Here is a 21,605-nt window from a genome sequence, read left to right as displayed (position 1 = left end):
TGTGATGCGACGGCGGCGGCGCGAGAGACTACCGTTATCCGGGTGAGTGCCTTCCCATGCAGCGATGACGTCCTGCCGGATTCGGTGACCCTGATCCCGCTGCCCGATGTAGCCGAGCAGTTGGGCATGGTGGTCACCCGGGTGCATCAGATGTTGCGCGAGCATCAGCTCATCGCGGTTCGCCGCGACGGTATCGCGGGAATTCCGAAGGAATTCTTCGACTCCACCGGCGCAGTCACCAAGCACCTGACCGGTCTGATCACGGTCATGCGCGATTCGAAATACAGCGATGAGGAAATCCTCGAGTGGATCTACACCGAGGACGAAAGCCTGCCCGGCCGCCCCATCGACGCCCTGCACGGCCCCCTGGCCCGCGAGGTCATTCGCCGCGCGGCCGCCAACCCGTTCTGAATCATGAATCTCCGGGCACCCGGCGCCTGCGCACCGGGTGCCCGCAGAGATGTGCCCCACCCGGCTCCACCCGAGAGGAAGTCCTCGCTTGAGGTATTTTTACGACTGCGAATTCATCGAAGACGGGGTCGTCATCGACTTGGTCTCCATAGCAGTCGTATGCGAGGACGGCCGCGAATACTATGCGGTCTCCACCGAATTCGATCCGGAGAAGGCGGGCCCCTTCGTCCGCCGCAATGTGCTCCCCAAACTGCCCACCACCTCCTCCCCGCTGTGGCGCAGCCGTGAGCGCATCCGCGACGACCTCTACAAGTTCCTGGTCCCCCGGCCCGACGTCGAACCCGAACTCTGGGCCTGGGTGGGCGCCTACGACCACGTGGCCCTCTGCCAACTCTGGGGCTCCATGGTCGACCTCCCCACCGCCCTCCCCCGCTACACCAACGAACTCCGCCAGCACTGGGTCCAGCACGGCTGCCCTCCGCTACCCCCCGTCCCCAAGGACGCCCACGACGCCTTGGCCGACGCCCGCCACAACCTGGCCAAGTTCGACGCCATCGAGGCGCATCGGCGCCGCCAAGCCTCCTGAACACATAGGCCCCGGAGACGAGTCTCCGGGGCCTATTTCGTGGTTGGGGTAGGACTTGGGGGCTAAGCCCCCAAACCCCCTTAACCCGCCATGGTCTGCGGCATGCGATCCGCATCGGGGCGGCCGCCCGAGGGCACGCCCTTCTTCAGGCTGGCGGCGTACACGTCCACGTACTCCTGACCCGACATGGTCATGAGCTCGTACATGATCTCGTCCGTCACGGCGCGCTCGACGAAGCGGTTACCGCCCATGCCCTCGTAGCGCGAGAAGTCGATGGGCGCACCGAACTTCACGGTGACCTTCTTGGCCCGCCAGCGGAACGGCCCGGGCGGGCACACCTCGTCGGTGCCGATCAGCGCAACCGGGATCACCGGGATGCCGGTATCCAGGGCGAGGCGTGCCACCCCGGTCTTGCCCTTGTAGAGGCGGCCGTCCGGCGAACGGGTGCCCTCGGGGCAGAGACCCACGAGGCGGCCTTCCTCCAGCAGTGTGCGGGCGGTGTTGAGCGCGCTCTCGGCGGCGTCGGCACCCGACCGGTCGATGGGGTACTGGCCCGCGCCGGAGAAGAACCACTTCTGCAATCGGCCCTTGAGACCGGGAGTCGTGAAGTATTCGGCCTTGGCCAGATAGGTGATGCGCCGCGGACTCATGAGCGGCGTGAAGAGCCAGTCGGTGAAGGACAGGTGATTGCCCGCCAGAATGGCTGCACCCTTCGCGGGGATGTTCTCGACGCCCTCGACCCGAGGCCGGTTGACGAGATGCATCCATGGACCCGGGAACACATACTTCAGCAGCCAGTAGAACATTGCGTCCTTTCCCCTGTTTTCGATACCCGGGACCGGCCTCGTTGCGGGCACCACACTCAGCTGCCGACTCTACCGCCGTCACGTTGCGGGAACCAACCGCTGGGGGTGTGGAATATCAACGGCGCGCCGGGGCGACCGGCACGGCGTCGCGCTGCGCCTCCAGCGCGGCGCGCGCCAACTCGGCCGCGCCGATCATGCCCGCCGCCTCACCCAGCTGCGCGGTGCGGATGCGCGCGAGCCGCCGATGCCGGGCGCCGGTGATGGAGGCCGCGTAGTGTTCGCGCGCGTCGTCGAGGAACAGCGGGGCCGAGGTGCTCACGCCACCGGCGACCACGATCAGATCCGGGTCGAACAGATCGCTCACGAAGGCCAGTCCGAGCCCGAGCCAGCGCGCGAAATCGGCCATGACGTCCAACGCCACCAGATCGCCGTCCTGCGCCGCGCCCGCGACGCGGCGGCCGGTGAACGAGCCCGGATCGCGACCGGCCTCGCGCGCCAGCACCGTCGAGCGCTGCGGATCGGTGGCCAGCATCTCCAGCGCGGTGTCCACCAGGGCGGTTCCGCTGCAATACCTTTCCCAGCAGCCGCGCTTACCGCAGGCGCACGGGCGGCCCTGCGGGACCACCTGCAGATGCCCGAGCTCCGGGGCCACGCCGAAGCTGCCCCGATACAGCTGCCCATTGGCCAGTAAAGCCGCCCCGATACCGGTGCCGATCGCCACCAGCACCACATTGCGGCCACCGGCGGCGGCGCCGAAGCGGTATTCGGCCCACATGGCGGCATTGGCGTCGTGCTCGAGGATCACCGGCAGCCCGAGCCGATCGGTGAGTCGCTGCGCGACGGGCGCGTCCTCCCACGGCAGATGCGGCGCGAACCGTACCGTGGCACGGTCCTCGTCCACGAAGCCCGCCACCGCGAGCCCGACCGCGCCGATGGCGTGCCGCCCGCACAGTTCCCGCACGGTCCGCGCCAGGCAGTCCTCGAGCGCCCGCGCGGACTGCGGCGTCGGCGCGGTCACGGTATCGAGCACCTCACCGGCACTGTCGACCACGGACGCACGAATATTGGTGCCGCCCAAATCGATTCCCACAGTCAGCGACACCGATCCACCGCCCCTCATGCCTTGATCGTCACGTTGGTGGGGACGTACCCGGATCGCGCCCCCTGTCCGCCGGATTGCTTCCCGCGCCCGCCCGGTCGCCGCGCCGCACCGGGCCCCTTGCCGAACGGATCCCCGGCATCCGCACCGCCCTGCGCATCCGCACCGCCCGAAGGCCCGGCACCACCGGAAGACCCGGCAGCGCCGGAGGATTCAGCGGCATCAGTAGGCCGCGCGCCACCTGCCTGACCCGCGCCGCCTGCCTGACCTGCGCCGTCGGCGCTGTCCGCGCGGCCTGCGCTGCCCGTATGGCCTGCACTTCCTGTGCGCCCCGCGCTGTCCGAGGGCCGTCCTCCACCCGGGAATCGAGCACCGTCATCGGCCGGATGATCATGTGGCCGCGTCTCGCCGCGCATACCCGCGACGAATCGGGCGAACAGGCCAGCGGTTCCCGCTCCCGCGCTGCCATGACCTGTGCCTCGACCGGAACCCGGCGCTCCACCAGCCGCCGACGCGGCGGAATCCGTGCCGCGCGGGTCCGGCGCGTCACCGGGTCGCGCATCGACGGGTCCATCGTGCGGCTGGGCCGGATCGTCGCCGGAGGCGTCTTCGCGCATTCCGGGCTCACCGCCGCGGAACATCGAATAGTGTTGCCAGGCATGGTATTCCGGCGATACCGGGTCGAGGTCCGGCGGAATGACCGGTTCGACCGGGACACCGGCGAGGACCTCGCGCAGCACCGTGACAATGGCGGTGCCGTGGTCGGCGATGGCGGCCACCACATCGTGGTGCTCACCGCGCACCACCGCGGCGGCGGCGGCGCACACCGGGCACCAGCTGCAGCTGTCCCAGTTCACGCGGCCGTCGGCGGCGGTGCGGCGCAGCACCGGTTCGACGCGTTCGAGGACCGCCTCGGCGAGCAGCCGCAGCTCCTCGGCGAGTTCCTTGAGGTTCTCGTCGGGATGACCGGCGCGCGGCCGGTCGTGGGAGGTGGTCATTTCGGCCACACCTCGGGATCGGTCCGGAATCGGATTACCAGCTGGTCGCCGTCGAGTTCGGCGGCGTCGACCGTGCACCGCCGCAATACCGGCGCCAGCCGCAGCCGGCGCCGGACCCCGTCCGCTCCCACGATCAAATCGTCCTCCACTCGTCCCAGCTGCAGGGTCGACGGATCGACCACGGGTAGATGCATGCGCATGGCGAACACCGAATGCACGCCCGTCCCGGATTCGAGCCGCACCACCGGCCCCGCAATACCCGTTCCAGGAGTGGACAGCACACCGTCCGCATCTGAGCCAAGCATAGGTACAGCGCGCTGTCCCACCCAGTCACCACTCGCGTCGACCGCACAACTCAATGCCCGCAGCGCCTCGAGCCCCACCGGTTCAGCCCCCGCATGCCCCACCACCTGCACCGCCACACCCCGCATCCGCTCCCGCAACTCCGCCACGACCGCCAACTGCTCGGCCCGCCGATCCGAATACCACCGCACCGCCGGATGCGGCGGCGGCACAGGACTGGGAGCTCCACCGGCGAGCGATACCGCGAAAGGATCGGGCGCTTCCGAACCGAACAGCGCCACAGTGGGATTCACCGCGCTACCACGAACAGCCCGCGGCCCGTACGACGCCTGCGCCGCATGTCCATGCGCCGTCGCCCCATGTTCCGCACGCCGCGCGCCCTGTGGCTCACGCCCACCCCCCGCGTCCCGCGACCCACGCCAGGGCGCAACATCCTGCGTTTCCAGCCGGTGTGGCGCCGGAGAATCGCTGGGTGCGGACAGTTCCGGCAGCACCTTGTTGACGAGCACGGCGTCGAGGCGGAGGCCGAGGAGGGCGGCGGCGGAGCGGACGCGGGCGGATTCGGCCACGGCGACGTGCTCGGGGGCGGTGACCAGGCGGGCGGCGGTGCGGGTGTGGTCGGCAATGAGGTCGCGGGCCTTGGAGACGGCGGCGACCAGTTCCTGGACGGTGACCACGAGGACGGCGCGGCGGAAGTCGAGGCCACCGGTGGAGAGGGCGCGGGAGTGTTCGGGCCACACGCGGTCCAGGTAGCCGAGGACGGTGTCGGGGGCGGTGATGATGCGGAGCATTGCGGAGCATATCGGCGGACGGCGGGCAGTCCAGGATGATCACGTCCCATTGGCCGTTGTCGGCGAAGTCGGTGATCTCGAGGAGCGCCAGGATCTCCTGGACGCCGGGCAGGCCGGTCAGTTCGGCGGGATCCAGTGCGGCCAGGTTGAATCCGTGTCCGTGGCCGCCGCCGGAGAGCACGAGCACCAGCTGGCGGAAGCGGTTCTCCAGCAGCGCAAGGGAATCCACCTCGATGACATCGAGGAACGGTTGCACCTTGGCGACCGCGGGCGTCGCGCCCGGCTCGTGCCGGAAGCGGAATCCCAGTGCGTCACCGAGGGAATGGGCCTGGTCCAGGGAGGCGAGCAGCACCTTGCGCCCGGAGCGCGCGTAGGCCAGCGCCGTCGCGCAGGCCAGCGTCGTCTTGCCCACCCCGCCCTTGCCGACGAACAATTCCACGCGGGTGGTCGGCCGCGCTGGGCGACCGGTCGTGCTCGTGGTCAGCCTTCGACCCGTTTCTTGAGTTCCTTGAGGGCCGTATCGGTAATGACCTTCTCGGCCTTGCGTTTGAACATGCCGATCATGGGGATGTTCAGGTCCACCGTCAACTCGTAGACCACCTGGGTGGCGCCGTCGGGCAGCGCGATGAGTTCGTAGGTGCCGTCCTGCGCCTTCTGCAGATCACCGCTGACCAGCGTCCAGCTGACGGCCTTGCCGTCGGGACGCCATGTATAGGACAGCGTGTACGTGTCCTTCACCACTCCGGCGTCCAGGACGAATCGCGCATTGCGGGCGCGGCCGTCGGGGTATTTGTCGACTACTTCGACCGAGCGGGCCGCGGCGACCCATTCCGGATACGACTCCAGGTCGGCGATGACGCCCATCACTCGATCCGCGGGGGCGTCGATCACGATCGACCGTTGAGTGCGATCGGCCATGGGTGGCAACGCTTCCTTTCGAAGGTTCGGCTAGTGCGCGGCGGGTGCGACGCCGACCTTGCGACCGGCCTCCAGACGGGCCTTCACCTCGAAGGACATCTTCTTACCGGCGACGCGGCGCGCACGGTTGGCGGCCATGAGGTCACGCACCGACAGTCGCTCCAGGCCCTGCGGTTCGGCGTGCATGAAGTAGTGCAGGATGACGCCGTCCAGCATGGGCTCCAGCCAGACCTCCATGGTGCCGTTCACCGGACCGCTCACGGTCCAGCGAATCCCCTTGTCGGCCCGATCCTCCCGCACGCTCAGCTGCAGGTCCGGCCACCAGGCCCGCCAGCGGGCGCGATCCGCCAGCAGGTCGCCCACCGCCGAGCCCGGCGCGGCGACGAAGGTCTGGTCGGCGATCTGGATGCTGCTCACGCGGCTGAGCCTAGCTCAGAGCGCGTCATGACTCGATCGCACGTTCGTATCGAGGAGTTCCCGCAGGCGGGCGCCCATGCGGTCCCAGCGCCACTGCTGCTGGACCCAGGCGCGGCCCGCGTCGCCCATGCGAGCGGCGGCGTCGCGGTCGGCGAGGATCTCGGCAATGGCGTCGGTGATGGCCTCGACATTGCGGCCGTCGACCACGCGACCGGTCTCGCCTTCCTTGACCGTCTCGGGCGCGCCGCCCGAATTGCCCGCTACCACCGGCACTCCGGTCGCGGAGGCTTCCAGATATACGATGCCGAGCCCCTCCACATCCAGCCCGAACCCGCGGGTGCGGCACGGCATGGCGAAGACATCGGCAATGGTGTGGTGGGCCGCCAACTCCTGGGCGGGCACCCGCCCGGTAAAGACGACATCGTCGGTGACGCCCAGCGATTCGGCGAAGGCGTGCAGCTTCTGCTCGTACGGCCCGTCGCCCGCGATCACCAGCACGGCGCCGTCGATCCGCTTGCGCAGCTCCAGCATGGCCATGATGAGCATGTCCTGCCCCTTGCGCGGCACCAGCCGCGACAGGCACAGAATCGTCGGCCGATCCCCCAGCCCGTACCGTTCGCGCAGTTCGGCGCGCGCCGCCGGATCCGGCTTGAACACCTCGGAATCCACCGCGGGCGGCAGATATTCGAGCGCGGCCTGCACACCGAACGCCGCCGCGAACCGCCGCCGCGTGTATTTGCTGACATAGGTGATCACATCGGTGTTGTCGCCGATCACCCGCAGCGCCTGCCGCGCCCCCGGCAGCATCGACCACCCCACCTCGTGCCCGTGCGTGGACGCCACGATGCGCTCGGCGCCCGCCTTGCGTAGCAGCGGCGACATCAGCGCCAGCGGCGCCGCCGCCCCGAACCACACCCGATCACACTGCTCGTCCCGCATCAGCTTGGCCGCCCGCCGCACCACCAGCGGCGTCGGCAGCATCAAGGTCGTGGGATGCCGCACCACCTGAAACGGCTGCTCCGCATCGAACTTCCAATGCGAGTCCCCCCGCCACCGCGGCGCGTAGACCACCAGTTCATCCGGCGGCAACTGCATGGCCAGCGAATGCACATAGGACTGGATACCTCCCGGTCGCGGCGGGAAATCATTGGTAACCAGCAGAGTTCGCCCCATGCCTGAAAACTTACTGCACACCCCCGGGGTGCGACGGCACGGGCGCAGCGGGCCGCCCCTGACCGTTGCGGCCGACCGGCCGGGCATGCAGCAGGATGCCGTCGACGGCCTGCACCCGGTGGCGCGGCTGCGGCCGGGTCGCCGCCGAGACCCGATCTCCGGGCGGCCAGGTGCGGCGGTGCCGCCACAATCGCCATGGCGGTTCGCCGATCAGCCGTAGATCGCGCGGTTCAAGCGCCTTCGGTGGTGCGGGAGGAAATCCAGGAGCGCCAGTCCGTGAGGAAGTCCGGGTAGTCGGTGCCGAGGTTTTCGCGCAAGAGCGCCTCGGTGGCGGGGCGGTCCTTCGGGCCCGTGGCCAGCTGCCGGTAGAGGGTGACCAGTTTCGGCTCGCCGAAACGATCCGCGATGAAAGCGCAAGCGGACCACGCCTGTTCGTAGGCGGCGGCCGCTTCACCGCTGGCGGGTTCGAAAATCGCGTCCGCTGGCAGGTCTGCGGGAAGGTTGCCGGAACGCGCGCGAGCGGTCAGCGCGGGGGCGATCTCGGCGATCGGGCGGGGCAGGTCGCGGTGCGCGGCGTACTCGGCGAAACCCTCGAGCATCCATTGGGGTGAGCCGTCGACGGTGACCGCGCGGGCCGCGATATGGGCGAGTTCGTGGCGCAGCACCGAGCGCAGGCCGTCGGGGCCGAGGCGGCGGCCTGCTTCCGGGCCGAACACCACGCGCTGGCCGGTCGGCTGTGCCCCGGGATGGAAGGCGTCGGACACCGTGGAGGCGGCCACCTCGGCCGGGACCAGATCGGTGGAGTTGGTGAGGGCGGCGAATTCGGCGGGGCCGGACGCGACGACCACGACGGGAGCCTGCGACCAGTCCGTACCTCAGAGCGAGCTGATGGCGCGGGTCGCCGGGGCGAGTTCGCCTGCGAGGATGTCGATATCGCTCTGGCGGGCCGGGTGACCGACCACGATGCCGATCCTGCCGGGCCCGGTCGCGACCGGTTCGGCGACGACCTTGCCGTAGGAGTCCATGAGGTGGTGCAGCTTGGCGACCTGCGGATCGGACGCGTTCAGCGCACTCGCGTCCGGACCGGGCACCACCGCGCGGATCTTCGGCAGCACCGAATTGGGCACCATGAGCAGCGCACCGCAGGCGGCGGTCAGCACGGCCACCATGACCACGGTCAGGCAGAACTGGAGACGCCGCTTCGCTGCCAGCCAGCCCCGCATCCGCCGCAGCGCGCTCATCGCGAACTCACCGCGCTCGGGTCCGACGTGTTCGGCACGAGTCCGAACCCTACGCGGTCGCACCGCCCGCCCCCGCGAAGTCCCGGCCTGGCACGGTCTGCGTTCACGATTGCCTCCTTCGCATCGGAACGGTCCGCGCGGTGCCCAGTGCTGGGGCATGGCACGCCATACCGCTGCCTCGATCAGGCGCCGATTCGTTCATGCATGTGCCTCCTCCGAAGGACGACCGTGTGCGCCGGTCCACTCGGCCGATGATCGGCGTCGGGGCGTGCGGCCGAATCCGTCGACCCGGTCCCCGGTACCAGCGGTCAGGACCATCGCGCCGCACCTCGGGCCGCGGCAGGCGCGCGTGGCGATCCGCGCGACATGGCCGACAACCGGCGGCGGTGCGAGGCTGGCGCTCACACCCGCCTCCCGCGGTCCGGCCACCGATGCGATCCGATCAGTACCGTCGCGCCGAGTGGAACGGGGTCGTGCCCATGGGCGCGACCTGGACGGGGACGCCGAAGGTCGAGGCGTGCAGCATCAATCCATTGCCCGCGTAGATGCCCACGTGCGAGACCTCGGGGTAGAAGAACACGACATCGCCGGGCTGCAGGTCCTTTTCGGCGACCAGGGTGCCGAGGTTGGACTGCTGCTGGCTGGTGCGCGGCACACTCTTGCCGACCTGTTTGAACGCCCACTGCACGAGTCCGGAGCAGTCGAACTGGTCGGGACCGGTCGCACCCCAGACATACGGGTCGCCGATGCGAGTGAGACCGGCGGCCAGGGCGCTGGTGCCGCTGCCGGGAACGAGCCCGCGCAAGAGGGTCTCGCTGTCGAAGCCGGGCGGGAAGACCGATCCGGCCAGGGCCGCCTTGTCGCCAGCAAATAGCTGGCCCCATGCGGCGACCACACCGGCAATGGAGCCCTGGAGTTCGGACCGCTTCTGTTCGAGGTCGGTGCGCAGCGCATCGGCCGCGGTGCTGGCGGCCTGCGCGGCATCGGCGGCGGTGCGGGCGGTGGCTTCGGCGGCGGCGGCCGCATCACTGGCCTGTTTGTATTGGCTCAGTTGATCGTTCGTGCGCGCGCCGACCAGATCCACAATGGACATCTGATCCAGCAGCTGCTGCGGTGAGCTGCTGACCAGCAGCGAGGTGAGCCGGTTGGTGCGACCGGAGAGCAGAGCGGAGGTGGCGGCCCGGTCGATGGCCGGGCGGAACCGATCGATTTCGGCGCGGGCGGCGGTGAGCACCCCGGCGGCGTCCACGGCCACCTGGTGCGCGGCCTGCGCCGCGGCGATCTTGTTCTCGAGATCCGTCTGAGCGTTGAGCGCCTGCTGGTTGAGCTGTTCGGAGGCCCGCGACAGATCCATGAGTCGCTGCACCGCTTCCCCGGCCGATGCCGGTGCGGCGACCGGGTCGGCGGTCGCGGGTCCGATGCCGCAGGGGCCGACCATACTGGCCCCTGCCGCGAGTGCCCCACCCACCAGTCGTTTCGTGCGATACCGCTGATGCGCTGCCACCGTTGGCTGTGTCCCGTTCTCTTGCCCCGAGCTGGAAAGGAAGGTCTCGAATAGATTACGAAACGGCGACCGGTGATGTCCAGTAGGACACGGAATCATCACGGTCGCCGCTTCGTAAGCAGGTCGGGACCTGCGGATGTCGTGTCAGACGCGTACGGCGCCCGCGAACGGCATGGAGGAGATCGGCGCGACCTGAACCGGCTGACCGGAGGTGGACGCGTGCACGACCTCGCCGTTGCCGACGTACATGCCGGAGTGGCCGCCGCCGTAGAACGACACGATGTCGCCGGGCTGCAGCTGATCCATCGACACCGGGGTGCCGGAGCTGAGCTGGTCGTAGCTGGTGCGCGGAATGCTCACGCCCGCCTGGGCGTAGGACCACTGCATCAGGCCGGAGCAGTCGAAGGCGTTGGGGCCGGTGGCGCCGTAGACGTACGGCGAGCCGACGCGGCTCATGGCGGCGTCGACGGCCTGCTGGTGGACGTCCACCTGCGGGGCCGGGGCGGGGGCGCCCGGGGTCTCGACGCCCGGGATGGCCGGGATCTGCACCGGAATCGACTCCGGCACACCGGGAATGCCCGCGGGGAGCTGAATCTGGTCCGGCCCCTCGAAGGTGCCGACGCCGGGGATGGTCACCGGCTGCGCCGATGCGGGAGCGGCGGGCAGCAGCAGCGCGCTCAGCGTGGCAGCGCCGACGGCTCCGGCCGCGACGGCCCGCTGCGCACCGCGCTGCATGCCCCGGACCTGTCGCTTGACGGTGTTGCTCATGGTGAGGAACTTCCAATCTGCCCCGCGACGCCGCACCGGTTTGGTGGGTCGGACTCCGCGAGGTCTCAGGAAGATTACGAGCACATAACGGTTCCCTGTAAAGCCGCGACCAACGTTCGGCGGCTCGAAATTGTTAGCAGTCACCATTTCGGTGCGAGAAAAGTCACAGCAATCACGAAACGATAACTGCGGTGGATTTCCGGGGAGCTTCTCAGCCGCTACCCACGAGTAGCGGACAGGCTCGGAAGGCCCTCTTTTCCAGGAGGAATAGGACATCACAGCAGGTCAAAGCGTGACGCCGTGACCTGGGCGGACGCCACGCCGATGCGCTACGCGCCCGACCGCGCGATAGCGGCTCAGCATCCACGTCAAGCCGCCGCGGACCAACCGGCCCGTCGCCTCGAATTCATGCGTGAAATGAATTAGTGTGACCCTGGTAACAAACTCTCATATTTGCGCAATTCGGGGATTTCATCTCGAGACGCTCGATGAGAAATTCAGACATTTCGCCGGTTCGGAATTGTATTGACGCGCAGCCGATTAGGGGCATTTCGGACCATTCGCGCAGGTAGGGCGTCCAGACCCCTAACACGGGTACCTGATCGCGCCCTGAGTGTCGTACCCCCCCCCCCCCGCCTACGCTTGCTGCCCGTGTCCGAACAGTTGGCCTTCGACGAACTCGAAACACCGCTCTACGACACGACGTTCGTGGTCGTCGACCTCGAAACCACTGGTACGAGCCCCGAGGGCGATGCCATCACCGAGATCGGCGCGGTGAAGGTGCGCGGCGGCGAGGTGCTCGGCGAGTTCGCCACCCTGGTCAATCCCGGCCGCTCGATACCCCCGCAGGTCGTCCAGATCACCGGCATCACCACCGCCATGGTCTACGACGCCCCCCGCATCGACTCGGTCCTGCCCGGATTCCTGGAGTTCGCCTCCGGCTGCGTGCTCGTCGCCCACAATGCCCGCTTCGATATGGGCTTCCTGAAGGCCGCCGCACTGCGTCTCGAGACCCCCTGACCCGCATTCCAGCTGCTGTGCACCGTCCAGCTGGCCCGTCGCGTCCTCGGCCGCGACGAGGCACCCTCGGTCCGCCTGTCCGTACTGGCCCAACTCCTCGGCGCGACCACCCGCCCCACCCACCGCGCCCTCGACGACGCCCGCGCCACCGTGGACGTCCTGCACGCCCTCATCGCCCGCGTCGGCAATCAGGGCGTGCACAGTATCACCGAACTCCTCGACTACCTCCCCGAGGTGACCCGCCGCCAGCGCGCCAAACGCGTCCTCGCCGTGGACCTCCCGTCCACCCCCGGCGTCTACCTCTTCCGCGGCCCCTCCGACGAGGTCCTCTACATCGGCACCGCCGTCAACCTCCGCCGCCGCGTTCGCACCTATTTCACCGGCTCCGACACCCGCCCCCGCATGCGCGAAATGGTCCAGCTGGCAACCCGAGTCGACCACGTCGAATGCGCCCACGCCCTGGAGGCGGGCGTCCGCGAACTCCGTCTCCTGCTCGCCCACACCCCGCCCTACAACCGCCGCTCCAAATTCCCCCAGCGCGCCTGGTGGCTCACCCTCACCGACGAACCCTTCCCCCGCTTCGCCGTCTCCCGCACCCCTACTCGCGATTGCCTGGGCCCCTTCACTTCCCGCACCGACGCCCAGGAGATCGCCGCCACCATCGCCGACCACTCCGCCCTGCGCACCTGCACCACCCGCATCCCCAAGACCGCCGCCCACGATTGCCAGCCCGCCATCGTGGGCGGTTGCCCCGCGAGCGCCCAAAACAACCCCCTATATATAAAGGGATACGCACTGGCCCCCGACGCGGTCCGAGCCCTGTTCTCCGGAACCTCCGACGCCATCCTGCAAGCAATGCACGACAAGATCGAATCCCATTCCACCGCACAATATTTCGAAGCGGCGGCCCGCCTCCGCGACCGCACCATCGCCGTAATCCGCGCCCTCCGCCGCACCCAACGCCTGGCCGCCCTCGCCCGCATCCCCGAACTGATAGCCGCCCACCCCGACGGCTCCGGCGGCTGGCAGTTCGCCGTAATCCGCCACGCCCGCCTGGCCGCCGCAGGCACCGCCCTCCGCGGCATCTCCCCCATGCCCGTCGTCGACCGCCTGGCCGCCTCCGCCGAAACCGTCATCCCACCCCTACTCCCCACCGCCGCCCCCACCGACGAATCCCCTTATCCCCCACTCCACGGCGCTCTCCCCGAAGAAGCCGCCCTCCTGGCCCGCTGGCTAGAACAGCCCGGCACCCGCATAGTCCGCACCACCCACGGCTACACCGAACCCCGCCAAGGCGCAGGCCCCTGGCTCACCTGGCTCACCCGAACCGAACAAGCAACCCAGTCGTCCATGTAGTGGTGCAGGCGTTGTACGGCATGCCGCCTGCACGGTTACCTGCTGGCCGATTTCAGCGGTCGATGTCGTGGCGGCGGGTGGGTGGGTGGGTGGCCGTGCCAGCGGTTGTGGGCGTGGGTGAGGGCGGCGGTGTCGGTGTAGCCGAGGTGGCGGGAGACCGCCTCGACGGTGAGGCCCAGGTCGAGGAGTTCGGCGGCGATTTCCTGGCGGATGCGGTCTACGAGGGCGCGGAAGTTGGTGTGTTCTTCGGCCAGTCGGCGGTGGAGGGTGCGGTCCGAGATGCCTTGGGCGCGGGCGACGGCGGGGAGGGTGGGCATGGCGGAGGGGTCGCGGAGGAGGAGGTGGCGGACTTGGGCGGCGGTGCCGGTGAAGCGGGAGCGCTCGTCGAGGAGTTGTTCGCACTGCTGGATGCAGAGGGCAGTCGTGGCCGGGTCCGGTGCGGGAGTGGGCCGGCTCAGGAGTTCGTGCGGGATGGTGAAAGCGGTTCGGTCGGAGCCGGATTCGATGGCGAGGGTGATGCCGAACGGGGCGAGGAGTTCGCGGGCGTCGTCGGCGTAGGCGAGGGCGGTGGCGTCGGGCAGTTCGAGGCGGACAAGACGGTTCAGCTCGGCGATCAGTTCGAGGACGGCGGGTGAGAGGAAGAACCCGGCTATTCGGAAGCCCGCCACCAGGTCTCGCGGTAGGAGGAACGGGTGGACGTCGGGCGGGACGTCGCCGTCGGCGACTTCGACGAGCATTCCGGAAGGCGTTTCGCGGAAGGAGACCTCGTAGTAGGAGGACAGCAGGAGGTCGAAGCGTTCCAGCACCGTGAGAGCGTCGCGAATGGTGGGGCTGGACAACAGGGCGTACCCGAGAATCCCGGTACTGGTGAGCGAGTACCGCAGTCCGGTCTCGATGCCGAGTTCGCGGGGGTCGCCGCCGTGGGACAGCAGATTGCGCACCACTCGCAACTCCTGTTCGGGAAGTACGACAGCGCGCGGATCCCCGAGATCGGCTGGGCGCAGCCCCGTTCCGTCCAGCTCGTCCGCATCCGGAAGACCGTGCGCACGCGCGGTATCGAGCAGGTAGCGGGTCGAAACCGCCGGGCGTGCGATATGCCATCTGGGTGGCCGGACCTGGTCCGCCATATGGCGGAAACTAACAAATACTGGTCGGTTCAGCACATTCTTTGGCGAAACCCGCATTCCTACCGTCGAAGTCAGGACTTCGACCAAAGGCATGGGGGACCAGCGATTGACGTCGTGACGGCGACGTAGATGGATGACGACCGGACCGGCGCTGTTGAGCGTGGGTGCGGGTTTGATCGGACCTGGATTGGATGCCGCTGTTCGGAACGGGGAAGGCCCCGAGTCGAAATCGACTCGGGGCCTTCCCGTGTTACGTGATGCAGGGGCTCAGTGGCCCTTGCTCGCTCCGCTGTCCTGGGCGGATTCCAGGGCGGCGAGCATGTCGTGCTCTTCCTTGTGGGCGAGTTCGGCGTTCTGCTCGACCTCGGTGGGCGGGTCGGCCCGGAGGAAGGAGCCGGAGCCGGGCTTGCCCGCGGAACCCAGCTTGGACATCTTCTTGGGCACCGGGGCGCCCTGGTACTCCAGCGGGATCGGGTGGCCGTGCGAATCGACCGGGCCGAGGGGCTGGTGGACCTCGATGTACTCGCCGTGCGGGAGGCGCTTGATGACACCGGTCTCGACGCCGTGCTCGAGGACGGCGCGGTCGCTGCGCTGCAGGCCGATGCAGAAGCGGTAGGCCACGAAGTAGGCGAGCGGCGGGGCGACCAGCAGCGCGATGCGGAAGAACCAGGTCGTCGCGTTCAGCGAGATCGAGAACTTCAGCGCGATGATGTCGTTGACACAGGCCAGGGTCAGCACCAGGTAGAAGGCGATCGCCATGGCGCCGATGGCCGTCCGGACCGGCACGTCGCGCGGACGCTGCAGCAGATTGTGGCGAGCGGTGTCGCCGGTGAGCTTCTTCTCGATCCACGGGTAGGCGATCAGGACGGTGAAGACCAGGCCCATGATGAGCGCCACCCAGAACACGGCCGGAACCGTGTAGCGGCCCAGATAGAGCTCCCACGGCGGCATGAGTCGCGCCATGCCGTCGGTCCACATCATGTAGAAGTCCGGCTGCGAGCCCGCGGAGACCTGAGACGGGTTGTAGGGACCCAGGTTCCAGATCGGGTTGATCTGCAGCACGCCACCCATCATGGCGATGATGCCGAGGGTGAAGGCGAAGAATGCGCCCTGGTCGGCGGCGAACACCGGCACGATGCGCGCGCCCACCACATTGGTTTCCTTGCGGCCGGGGCCGGGGAACTGGGTGTGCTTCTGGTACCAGACGATGGCCACGTGCGCCGCGATGAGCGCCAGCATGATGCCTGGGAAGAGCAGCACGTGCGCGATGTACAGACGCGGAATGATGATGGTGCCCGGGAAGTCCCCGCCGAACATCAGCCAGTGCAGCCAGGTGCCGACCACAGGAACACCGATGGTGATACCCGAGAACGCCGCGCGCAGACCGGTACCGGAGAGCAGGTCGTCCGGCAGCGAGTAGCCGAAGAAGCCCTCGAACATGGCCAGGATGAGCAGCAGCGAGCCGATCACCCAGTTCGCCTCACGCGGCTTGCGGAACGCGCCGGTGAAGAAGATGCGGAACAGGTGGATGATGATCGACGCCGCGAACAGCAGCGCCGCCCAGTGGTGCACCTGACGCACGAACAGACCGCCGCGCACCTCGAAGGAGATGTTCAGCGCGGTCTCGTACGCCTTCGACATGGTCACGCCGCGCAGGGGCTGGTACGCGCCCTGGTAGACGGTCTCCGACATGGAGGGGTCGAAGTACAGCGTCAGGTACACACCCGACAGCAGCAGAATGATGAAGCAGTACAGCGCGATCTCACCGAGCAGGAACGACCAGTGGGTCGGGAAGACCTTGTTGATCGATCGCTTCAGGAAGGCCGCGGCGTGGTACCGCTCGTCGATCTCGTTGGCCTGTGCGGCCGCTTTGCTAGGGCTCATGAACGACGCTCCCAGAAGGCCGGGCCGAGGGGCTCGATGAAGTCGTGTACGGCGACCAGGTAGCCCTCGGCGTTGACGGTGATCGGCAGCTGCGGCAGCGCGCGAGCGGCGGGACCGAAGACCGGCTTACCCCATTCGGTCGCCAGGAACTGCGACTGGTGGCAGGGGCAGAGGATCCGGTTGGTCTGCTGCTCGAACAGCGAGGTGGGGCAGCCCAGGTGGGTGCAGATCTTCGAGTAGGCGAAGTAGTCGCCGTAGTTGAAGCTCTCCTGGCCCTTGCGCTTGATGGCCTTCTCGGCATCCTCGGTCCGCAGGCGGATCAGCATGACCGCGTTGCGGATACCGCGCAGCGACTGGAAGGTCGCGTGCTCGTCGCCGCGCCACTCTTCCTTCCAGGGGAAGACGGTTTCCATCGCGCCCGCGTCGAGATCCTCCGGGCGCACCAGGACGATGTCCTCGGGGCGGCCGGTGTCGCGGCGCAGGTAGATGGTCTGGCCCGGGAAGTCCGGGGTCCAGCCGGAGACCCACAGCGGCGACTTGTCGCCCTTGGCCCACGGGTTCTTGATCATGCCGCCGACGAACACGAACAGCGCGCCGACGCCGAGCAGACCGGCGCCCAGGCCCGCGGTGCGGGTGATGAGCTTGCGGCGGCCCAGCGTGGAGGTGTCCAGCGCGTCGGTCAGTTCGGCGACCAGGGTGCGGCGGTTGGTCTCGGAGGACTTGCCGTCGTGGCGGTCCTGGATCGAGATCTCGGCCGGAATGAACTTCTTGCGGATCAGCACCACGGCGATGCCGATGGCCAGCACCGAGATGCCGAGGGTGAGACCGTACAGCGGGGTGGTCAGCGTGTAGGCGCTGTTACCCTCTTCACCGCGGCCCTTGTACTCCCAGGGCCAGAACAGGAAGACGCCGATGAGCGCGGCGGCCGCGAGCGCGGAGATGCCGAACCACATGGCCACCTGACGCTCGGCCCGCTTCTCGGCCCGGGTGCCCGGAATCGGCCAGCGCGGCGCGCGGTAGGCGACGTCCACGCCGTCGAGCTCGGTACCGAGCTTGACGAGCTCGTCGAGCGACATGGCGTCGAGCTGCTCCTCGGTGAGGTTGTCCGGGTTGGGGCTGTCCCCCATCTTCTTAAGCTCCTGTTCGCTCATGACCGGGAACCGATCCACATGGCCGAACCGACCAGGGCCACGATGCCGACCAGCCAGACGGCCAGACCCTCGGTGGCGGGACCGAAGCCGCCCAGGCCCCAGCCGCCCTCGGACTTGGTCTCCATCCGGTCCTTGATGTAGGCGACGATGTCCTTCTTCTCCTCCGGCGTCAGCTGCCGGTCGGAGAACTTGGGCATGTTCTGCGGGCCGGTGAGCATGGCCAGGTAGATCTGCTGCTCGCTCGCCGGCTCCAGCGGCGGGGCGAACTTACCGGAGGACAGCGCGCCGCCCTTACCGGTGAAGTTGTGGCAGGACGCGCAGTTCATGCGGAACAGCTCGCCGCCGCGGCCCAGATCGGCATCCTCGATGAGGGACTCCTGCGCGATCTCGCCATTGGCGTCGCGCACCACGGTCGGGCCGCCACCCTGGGCCTGGATGTAGGCGCCGAGAGCGTCGGTCTGGTGGGCGTCGAACTTCGGGGGCTTGCGCATGATCTGCGCTTCGTTGCGCGCGGCGGGCATACGACCGGAGGACACCTGGAAGTAGACGGCGGCTTCGCCGACGCCGATCAGGCTCGGGCCGCGATCCTGGACGCCCTGCAGATTGGCACCGTGGCAGGTGACGCAGGAGGTGTCGTAGATCTGCTTGCCCTCGCGGATCAGCGCGGACTCGTCCTGGTTCGCCGTGGCGACCTGCGCCTGCGGGGTCAGGGCGGCGGCCGCGAACCCTGCTCCGACGAGACCCATCAGGAGAACCATTGCCCCGGCGAAACGCCGACGCAGGCGGCGCTGCTTGCGCGTCTTGGTGGCCTTGCCGATCCCTTCGGGATCTGGCACTGACGGGGGAGATGAACTCATCTGTGTCCCTTTGGAGTAGACGGAACCGACTTGTACAAGAAGTTCTGGGTGCCGACGGCGGGCTGGGCCTCGGCGGTCCGGCTAGCGGACGAAGTAGATCGTGGCGAAGAGCCCGATCCAGACGATGTCGACGAAGTGCCAGTAGTAGGAGACGACGATCGCGGCGGTGGCCTGCGCCGGGGTGAACTTGCTGAGCGTGGTGCGGATCAGCAGGAACACGAAGGCGATGAGACCGCCGATGACGTGCAGACCGTGGAAGCCGGTGGTGATGTAGAACACCGAGCCGTAGACGCTGCTGGAGATCGAGGTGCCCTCGTGCACGAGGTTGTAGTACTCGTAACCCTGGCCGCCGACGAAGAACGCGCCCATGAGCAGCGTGATGAAGTACCAGCGGCGCAGGCCGAAGACGTCGCCCTTCTCCGCGGCGAAGACGCCCATCTGGCAGGTGAAGGAGGATGCGACCAGCACGGCGGTCACCGGTACGGCAAGCTTCATGTTCAGCTCGGTCGGCTCCGGCGGCCAGTTGCCATGGGCCTGCGCGCGAGCGACGAAATACATGGCGAACAGGCCGGCGAAGAACATCAGCTCGCTCGACAGCCAGATGATGGTACCGACGCTGACCATGTTGGGCCGGTTCAGCGAGTGCACACGCTGAGTAATGGCCGATCCTGGGGTCCCTACTGCGGTCGTCACGCCGGTAAGTATGACTTGTCGTAGTACGACAGGAGTAGCCGGGTACGAAACTTCGTCGTTCGTGTCGGAAACCGCAGGGCGAGCGGGCCTCTCGCAGGGGGCTCGGCGTGTCACGGAGCAGCCTAGATTGCCCAGGTAAGAGAATGCTGAGCCGGTTTGGAGGCCAATATGGAGACGACATCGTGGTGGCGGCGATGGCGGCGGCGCACCGCGCCAATGGAACTGGATCCCGGGCGTGGCGATCTGGTCGTGGTGGCGTCGAGTTTCGATGACGCGGAAGCCTGTTCGTCCGCTCTGGCCAGGGCGGACGGGTGGACGGCCGAGCAGCCCGTGGTGCTGCGCCATCACCTGCGTTTACCTGCGGCGCAGGTGAATGCGGTGCAAATCATTGTCGCGCAGGACGGCTATCAGACCAGCTCAGTGGACGAATCGGACCCGGCGCTGTTGATCGTGCATCGAGTGCAGGTTCTGGACGCCCTGCACTGCTCGCAGGAGCGGTCGCGCATGGCGGGCCTGGCCCAGCGCCACGACGGCGATGCGCTCGGCTGGGAGGCGCTGCAACCCGGGCCGCTATAACTAGGGGGTAAGAAATCGTTGCTCCGCGCTAGGCTTGATCGGATAACACTGGTGTACGGACACATCACCGGCAACGAAAGAGATGAATCATGGGCGCGCGCAGCTGGAGGGAAATCCTCGGCATCCTCACCGACGGCAACAACCTGTCCGAGGACGAGGCGGCGTGGGCCATGAACGAGATCTTCACCGATAGCGCCACGTCAGCGCAGATCGCCGCCTTCGGCGTGGCCATGAAGATGAAGGGCCCGACCCCTACCGAACTGGCCGGTCTCGCCTCCGGAATGCTCTCCCACGCCCGCCGTGTCCAGTACGACGGCGCGGCGGTCGACATCGTCGGTACCGGCGGCGACCGCTCCGGCACGGTGAACATCTCCACAATGTCGTCGATTGTCGTGGCAGCCACCGGAATTCCGGTCGTCAAGCACGGTAATCGCGCGGCCTCCTCCAAGAGCGGCGGCGCGGATGTCCTCGAGGCGCTGGGCGTGAAGATCGCCCTCGGCCCGGAATCGGTCGCCAAATGCGTCCGTCAGGTCGGCATCGGCTTCTGTTTCGCCCCGGTCTTCCACCCGTCGCTGCGCTTCGCCGGTCCCGCTCGCGGCGAGATCGGGATCCCGACCGTCTTCAACATCCTGGGCCCATTGACCAACCCGGCGCAGCCCAAGGCCGGTCTCATCGGCTGTGCTTTCGCGGATCTGCTCCCGACCATCGCGGGCGCGTTCACCGACCGTGGTGCGTCCGCCCTGATCGTGCGCGGTAATGACGGCCTGGACGAGATCGCCACGGCCAGTACCACCGACGCGTGGGTGGTGGCGGGCGGCCAGCGCTACGAAACCACCATCGACCCAACCAAATTGGGCATCGAACGGGTGGAGCCCGCGGCCCTACAGGGCGGCGACGCCGCTATGAACGCCGTCATCGCCCGGAACATGCTGGCCGGTGAGCCGGGCCCCGTCCGCGATGCGGTTCTGCTCAACTCGGCCGCCGCCGTGGTCGCCTTCGAGCTCGTCCCCGAGCAGGTGGCGGGCGATATCCACGACAAGCTCGGCCCCGCCCTGGAGCGGGTCTCCGCCGCCATCGATACCGGCGCGGCCGCCGACCTGCTGGATCGCTGGGCCGCCCTCACCAACGAACTGGGCTCCGACTGACCCCGCAGCGCGCTGCCTGACCTCACTTCGCGGACCGGTCGGGCGGTTCGTTCTGTACCGGTGCGATACTGACCCTGCATCGCAGTTTCGGCGTTGATCAGGCGTTTCCTTCTACGAAGGAGTACCGCATGAGGCAATACGGACTGGTTCTGCCCGGCTTGGTCGCCCTTGCGATGGCCGTGGCCGCCCCCGCGGCCGCCGCGCCGGGCACCATCAAAGTGAACGGCCTGGACTATGTCGACCCGAGCGGCTGCGTGAACGTCGCCCCGGTGTCGATGAATCTGGAGATCCACAACGACACCTCCGGGTCCATCACCGTGTACAGCGGCGCGGACTGCCAGGGCGATGTCACCGGCACCGTGAATCAGGGTTCGACCAATACCTTCCCCGGCGCGTCGGTGTTCGCGTCGTAATGCCGCGGTCGCCGGGCAACCGGCCTCGGCGCGGCGAAATCCGCTGGCGGCGGCGACTTCTGGTGATGGCCGGTGGGCTGACGGCCATTGCCGGGTTCGCTCTCGCGGTCCCCGAGACCACGGCGGTACCCACCGCGACCGCGCAATCCGCGACGGCCGGGGACACCCTCACCGTCGACGGCCACGATTACGGCGACCCCGCCGGTTGCCTGACCCTGCGCAAGTTCCCGCGCCGCCTGGCGGTCAGCAACAACACCGACCAGCCGGTCCGCGTCTATCTGCTCCCCGGCTGCAAGGGCGGCGTCACCACCGTGGTCGAACCCGGCGGTTCCGCCTCCCCGCTCGGCGCGTCCATAGAGACCAGTTGA

The 21,605-nt window shown here is 68.3% G+C and carries 23 protein-coding genes and 2 pseudogenes; 8 read left to right on the top strand and 17 right to left on the bottom strand.

What is annotated here, in order from left to right:
- Positions 1-42: 42 nt before the first annotated feature.
- A complete protein-coding gene (locus NC4_RS34535) occupies positions 43-411 on the top strand; it encodes an Rv2175c family DNA-binding protein (protein WP_067547335.1) in 369 nt (122 codons plus the stop codon).
- 88 nt (positions 412-499) lie between these two features.
- The gene (locus NC4_RS34530) at positions 500-997 is read left to right on the top strand and encodes a polyadenylate-specific 3'-exoribonuclease AS (RefSeq protein WP_067547333.1); all 498 of its coding nucleotides are present in this window, start codon (positions 500-502) and stop codon (positions 995-997) included.
- A gap of 80 nt (positions 998-1,077) precedes the next feature.
- On the opposite strand, the gene NC4_RS34525 is transcribed toward NC4_RS34530, so the two are convergent.
- The 8 genes and pseudogenes from NC4_RS34525 to NC4_RS34495 form a co-directional block, all read right to left on the bottom strand.
- Entirely contained in the window at positions 1,078-1,803 is a 726-nt protein-coding gene (locus tag NC4_RS34525; protein WP_067547331.1) for a lysophospholipid acyltransferase family protein, read from the bottom strand.
- Between the two features lie 115 nt (positions 1,804-1,918).
- A complete protein-coding gene (locus NC4_RS34520) occupies positions 1,919-2,923 on the bottom strand; it encodes an ROK family glucokinase (RefSeq protein ID WP_067547330.1) in 1,005 nt (334 codons plus the stop codon).
- Positions 2,920-3,900, bottom strand: coding sequence for a hypothetical protein (locus NC4_RS41380; RefSeq protein WP_174566916.1), 981 nt, complete (start codon positions 3,898-3,900; stop codon positions 2,920-2,922). Before NC4_RS41380 ends, NC4_RS34520 begins: the two co-directional genes overlap by 4 nt.
- Positions 3,897-4,994, bottom strand: a complete 1,098-nt coding sequence (locus NC4_RS44260) for an ArsA family ATPase (RefSeq protein WP_067547324.1) — start codon at positions 4,992-4,994, stop codon at positions 3,897-3,899. The genes NC4_RS41380 and NC4_RS44260 overlap by 4 nt, the downstream gene beginning before the upstream one ends.
- A 61-nt stretch (positions 4,995-5,055) precedes the next feature.
- Positions 5,056-5,406, bottom strand: a pseudogene (locus tag NC4_RS44255) (ArsA-related P-loop ATPase); the annotation flags it as partial.
- A gap of 68 nt (positions 5,407-5,474) precedes the next feature.
- Entirely contained in the window at positions 5,475-5,912 is a 438-nt protein-coding gene (locus NC4_RS34505; protein ID WP_067547320.1) for an SRPBCC family protein, read from the bottom strand.
- A gap of 30 nt (positions 5,913-5,942) precedes the next feature.
- Complete coding sequence (locus NC4_RS34500; RefSeq protein ID WP_067547318.1) at positions 5,943-6,329, bottom strand: polyketide cyclase / dehydrase and lipid transport; 387 nt, start codon at positions 6,327-6,329, stop codon at positions 5,943-5,945.
- Between the two features lie 15 nt (positions 6,330-6,344).
- A complete protein-coding gene (locus NC4_RS34495; protein ID WP_067547315.1) occupies positions 6,345-7,502 on the bottom strand; it encodes a glycosyltransferase family 4 protein in 1,158 nt (385 codons plus the stop codon).
- Here NC4_RS34495 and NC4_RS40745 point away from each other — a divergent pair.
- A complete protein-coding gene (locus tag NC4_RS40745; protein ID WP_157555398.1) occupies positions 7,501-7,722 on the top strand; it encodes a hypothetical protein in 222 nt (73 codons plus the stop codon). The two genes, NC4_RS34495 and NC4_RS40745, sit on opposite strands and share 2 nt — an antisense overlap.
- 10 nt (positions 7,723-7,732) lie before the next feature.
- On the opposite strand, the gene NC4_RS43595 is transcribed toward NC4_RS40745, so the two are convergent.
- The 4 genes from NC4_RS43595 to NC4_RS34475 all read right to left on the bottom strand — a co-directional run bounded on the left by NC4_RS43595 (position 7,733) and on the right by NC4_RS34475 (position 11,015).
- Entirely contained in the window at positions 7,733-8,350 is a 618-nt protein-coding gene (locus tag NC4_RS43595) for a hypothetical protein (RefSeq protein WP_084530049.1), read from the bottom strand.
- A gap of 27 nt (positions 8,351-8,377) precedes the next feature.
- A complete protein-coding gene (locus NC4_RS43590; protein ID WP_084530048.1) occupies positions 8,378-8,743 on the bottom strand; it encodes a hypothetical protein in 366 nt (121 codons plus the stop codon).
- Positions 8,744-9,185: 442 nt separating this feature from the next.
- Positions 9,186-10,181 carry an NlpC/P60 family protein gene (locus NC4_RS34480; protein WP_439957584.1) on the bottom strand — a complete coding sequence of 332 codons (996 nt, stop codon included), beginning with the start codon at positions 10,179-10,181 and terminating at the stop codon, positions 9,186-9,188.
- 210 nt (positions 10,182-10,391) lie between these two features.
- Complete coding sequence (locus NC4_RS34475; RefSeq protein WP_245722124.1) at positions 10,392-11,015, bottom strand: C40 family peptidase; 624 nt, start codon at positions 11,013-11,015, stop codon at positions 10,392-10,394.
- Positions 11,016-11,660: 645 nt separating this feature from the next.
- Here NC4_RS34475 and NC4_RS34470 point away from each other — a divergent pair.
- A pseudogene (locus NC4_RS34470) lies at positions 11,661-13,391 on the top strand (DEDD exonuclease domain-containing protein).
- A gap of 35 nt (positions 13,392-13,426) precedes the next feature.
- Here NC4_RS34470 and NC4_RS34465 read toward each other — a convergent pair.
- The 5 genes from NC4_RS34465 to ctaE form a co-directional block, all read right to left on the bottom strand.
- Complete coding sequence (locus NC4_RS34465; protein ID WP_067547306.1) at positions 13,427-14,518, bottom strand: AraC family transcriptional regulator; 1,092 nt, start codon at positions 14,516-14,518, stop codon at positions 13,427-13,429.
- A 267-nt stretch (positions 14,519-14,785) separates the two neighbouring features.
- Positions 14,786-16,402 (bottom strand): cytochrome bc1 complex cytochrome b subunit, encoded by a 1,617-nt coding sequence (gene qcrB, locus NC4_RS34460; RefSeq protein WP_067547303.1) that lies wholly within the window; start codon positions 16,400-16,402, stop codon positions 14,786-14,788.
- Entirely contained in the window at positions 16,399-17,553 is a 1,155-nt protein-coding gene (gene qcrA, locus NC4_RS34455; RefSeq protein ID WP_169814926.1) for a cytochrome bc1 complex Rieske iron-sulfur subunit, read from the bottom strand. Before qcrA ends, qcrB begins: the two co-directional genes overlap by 4 nt.
- Positions 17,550-18,410, bottom strand: coding sequence for a cytochrome bc1 complex diheme cytochrome c subunit (gene qcrC / locus NC4_RS34450; protein ID WP_067547300.1), 861 nt, complete (start codon positions 18,408-18,410; stop codon positions 17,550-17,552). The genes qcrA and qcrC overlap by 4 nt, the downstream gene beginning before the upstream one ends.
- Positions 18,411-18,491: 81 nt before the next feature.
- Positions 18,492-19,103, bottom strand: a complete 612-nt coding sequence (ctaE, locus tag NC4_RS34445) for an aa3-type cytochrome oxidase subunit III (protein ID WP_067547297.1) — start codon at positions 19,101-19,103, stop codon at positions 18,492-18,494.
- 168 nt (positions 19,104-19,271) lie between these two features.
- Here ctaE and NC4_RS34440 point away from each other — a divergent pair, with 168 nt between their 5' ends.
- The 4 genes from NC4_RS34440 (at position 19,272) to NC4_RS34425 (ending at position 21,605) form a co-directional block, all read left to right on the top strand.
- Positions 19,272-19,679 carry a ribonuclease E inhibitor RraB gene (locus NC4_RS34440; protein WP_067547465.1) on the top strand — a complete coding sequence of 136 codons (408 nt, stop codon included), beginning with the start codon at positions 19,272-19,274 and terminating at the stop codon, positions 19,677-19,679.
- 89 nt (positions 19,680-19,768) lie between these two features.
- On the top strand, positions 19,769-20,824 hold the full coding sequence (gene trpD / locus NC4_RS34435; RefSeq protein ID WP_067547294.1) for an anthranilate phosphoribosyltransferase: 1,056 nt from the start codon (positions 19,769-19,771) through the stop codon (positions 20,822-20,824).
- Between the two features lie 128 nt (positions 20,825-20,952).
- On the top strand, positions 20,953-21,237 hold the full coding sequence (locus tag NC4_RS34430; protein ID WP_067547291.1) for a hypothetical protein: 285 nt from the start codon (positions 20,953-20,955) through the stop codon (positions 21,235-21,237).
- Positions 21,237-21,605 carry a hypothetical protein gene (locus NC4_RS34425; protein ID WP_067547288.1) on the top strand — a complete coding sequence of 123 codons (369 nt, stop codon included), beginning with the start codon at positions 21,237-21,239 and terminating at the stop codon, positions 21,603-21,605. Before NC4_RS34430 ends, NC4_RS34425 begins: the two co-directional genes overlap by 1 nt.

The organism is Nocardia crassostreae (genome assembly GCF_001613405.1).
In the GTDB taxonomy this organism is placed as follows: domain Bacteria; phylum Actinomycetota; class Actinomycetes; order Mycobacteriales; family Mycobacteriaceae; genus Nocardia; species Nocardia crassostreae.
Note: the sequence above shows the minus strand (reverse complement) of the source record. Positions and strands in the feature narration are given on the sequence as shown.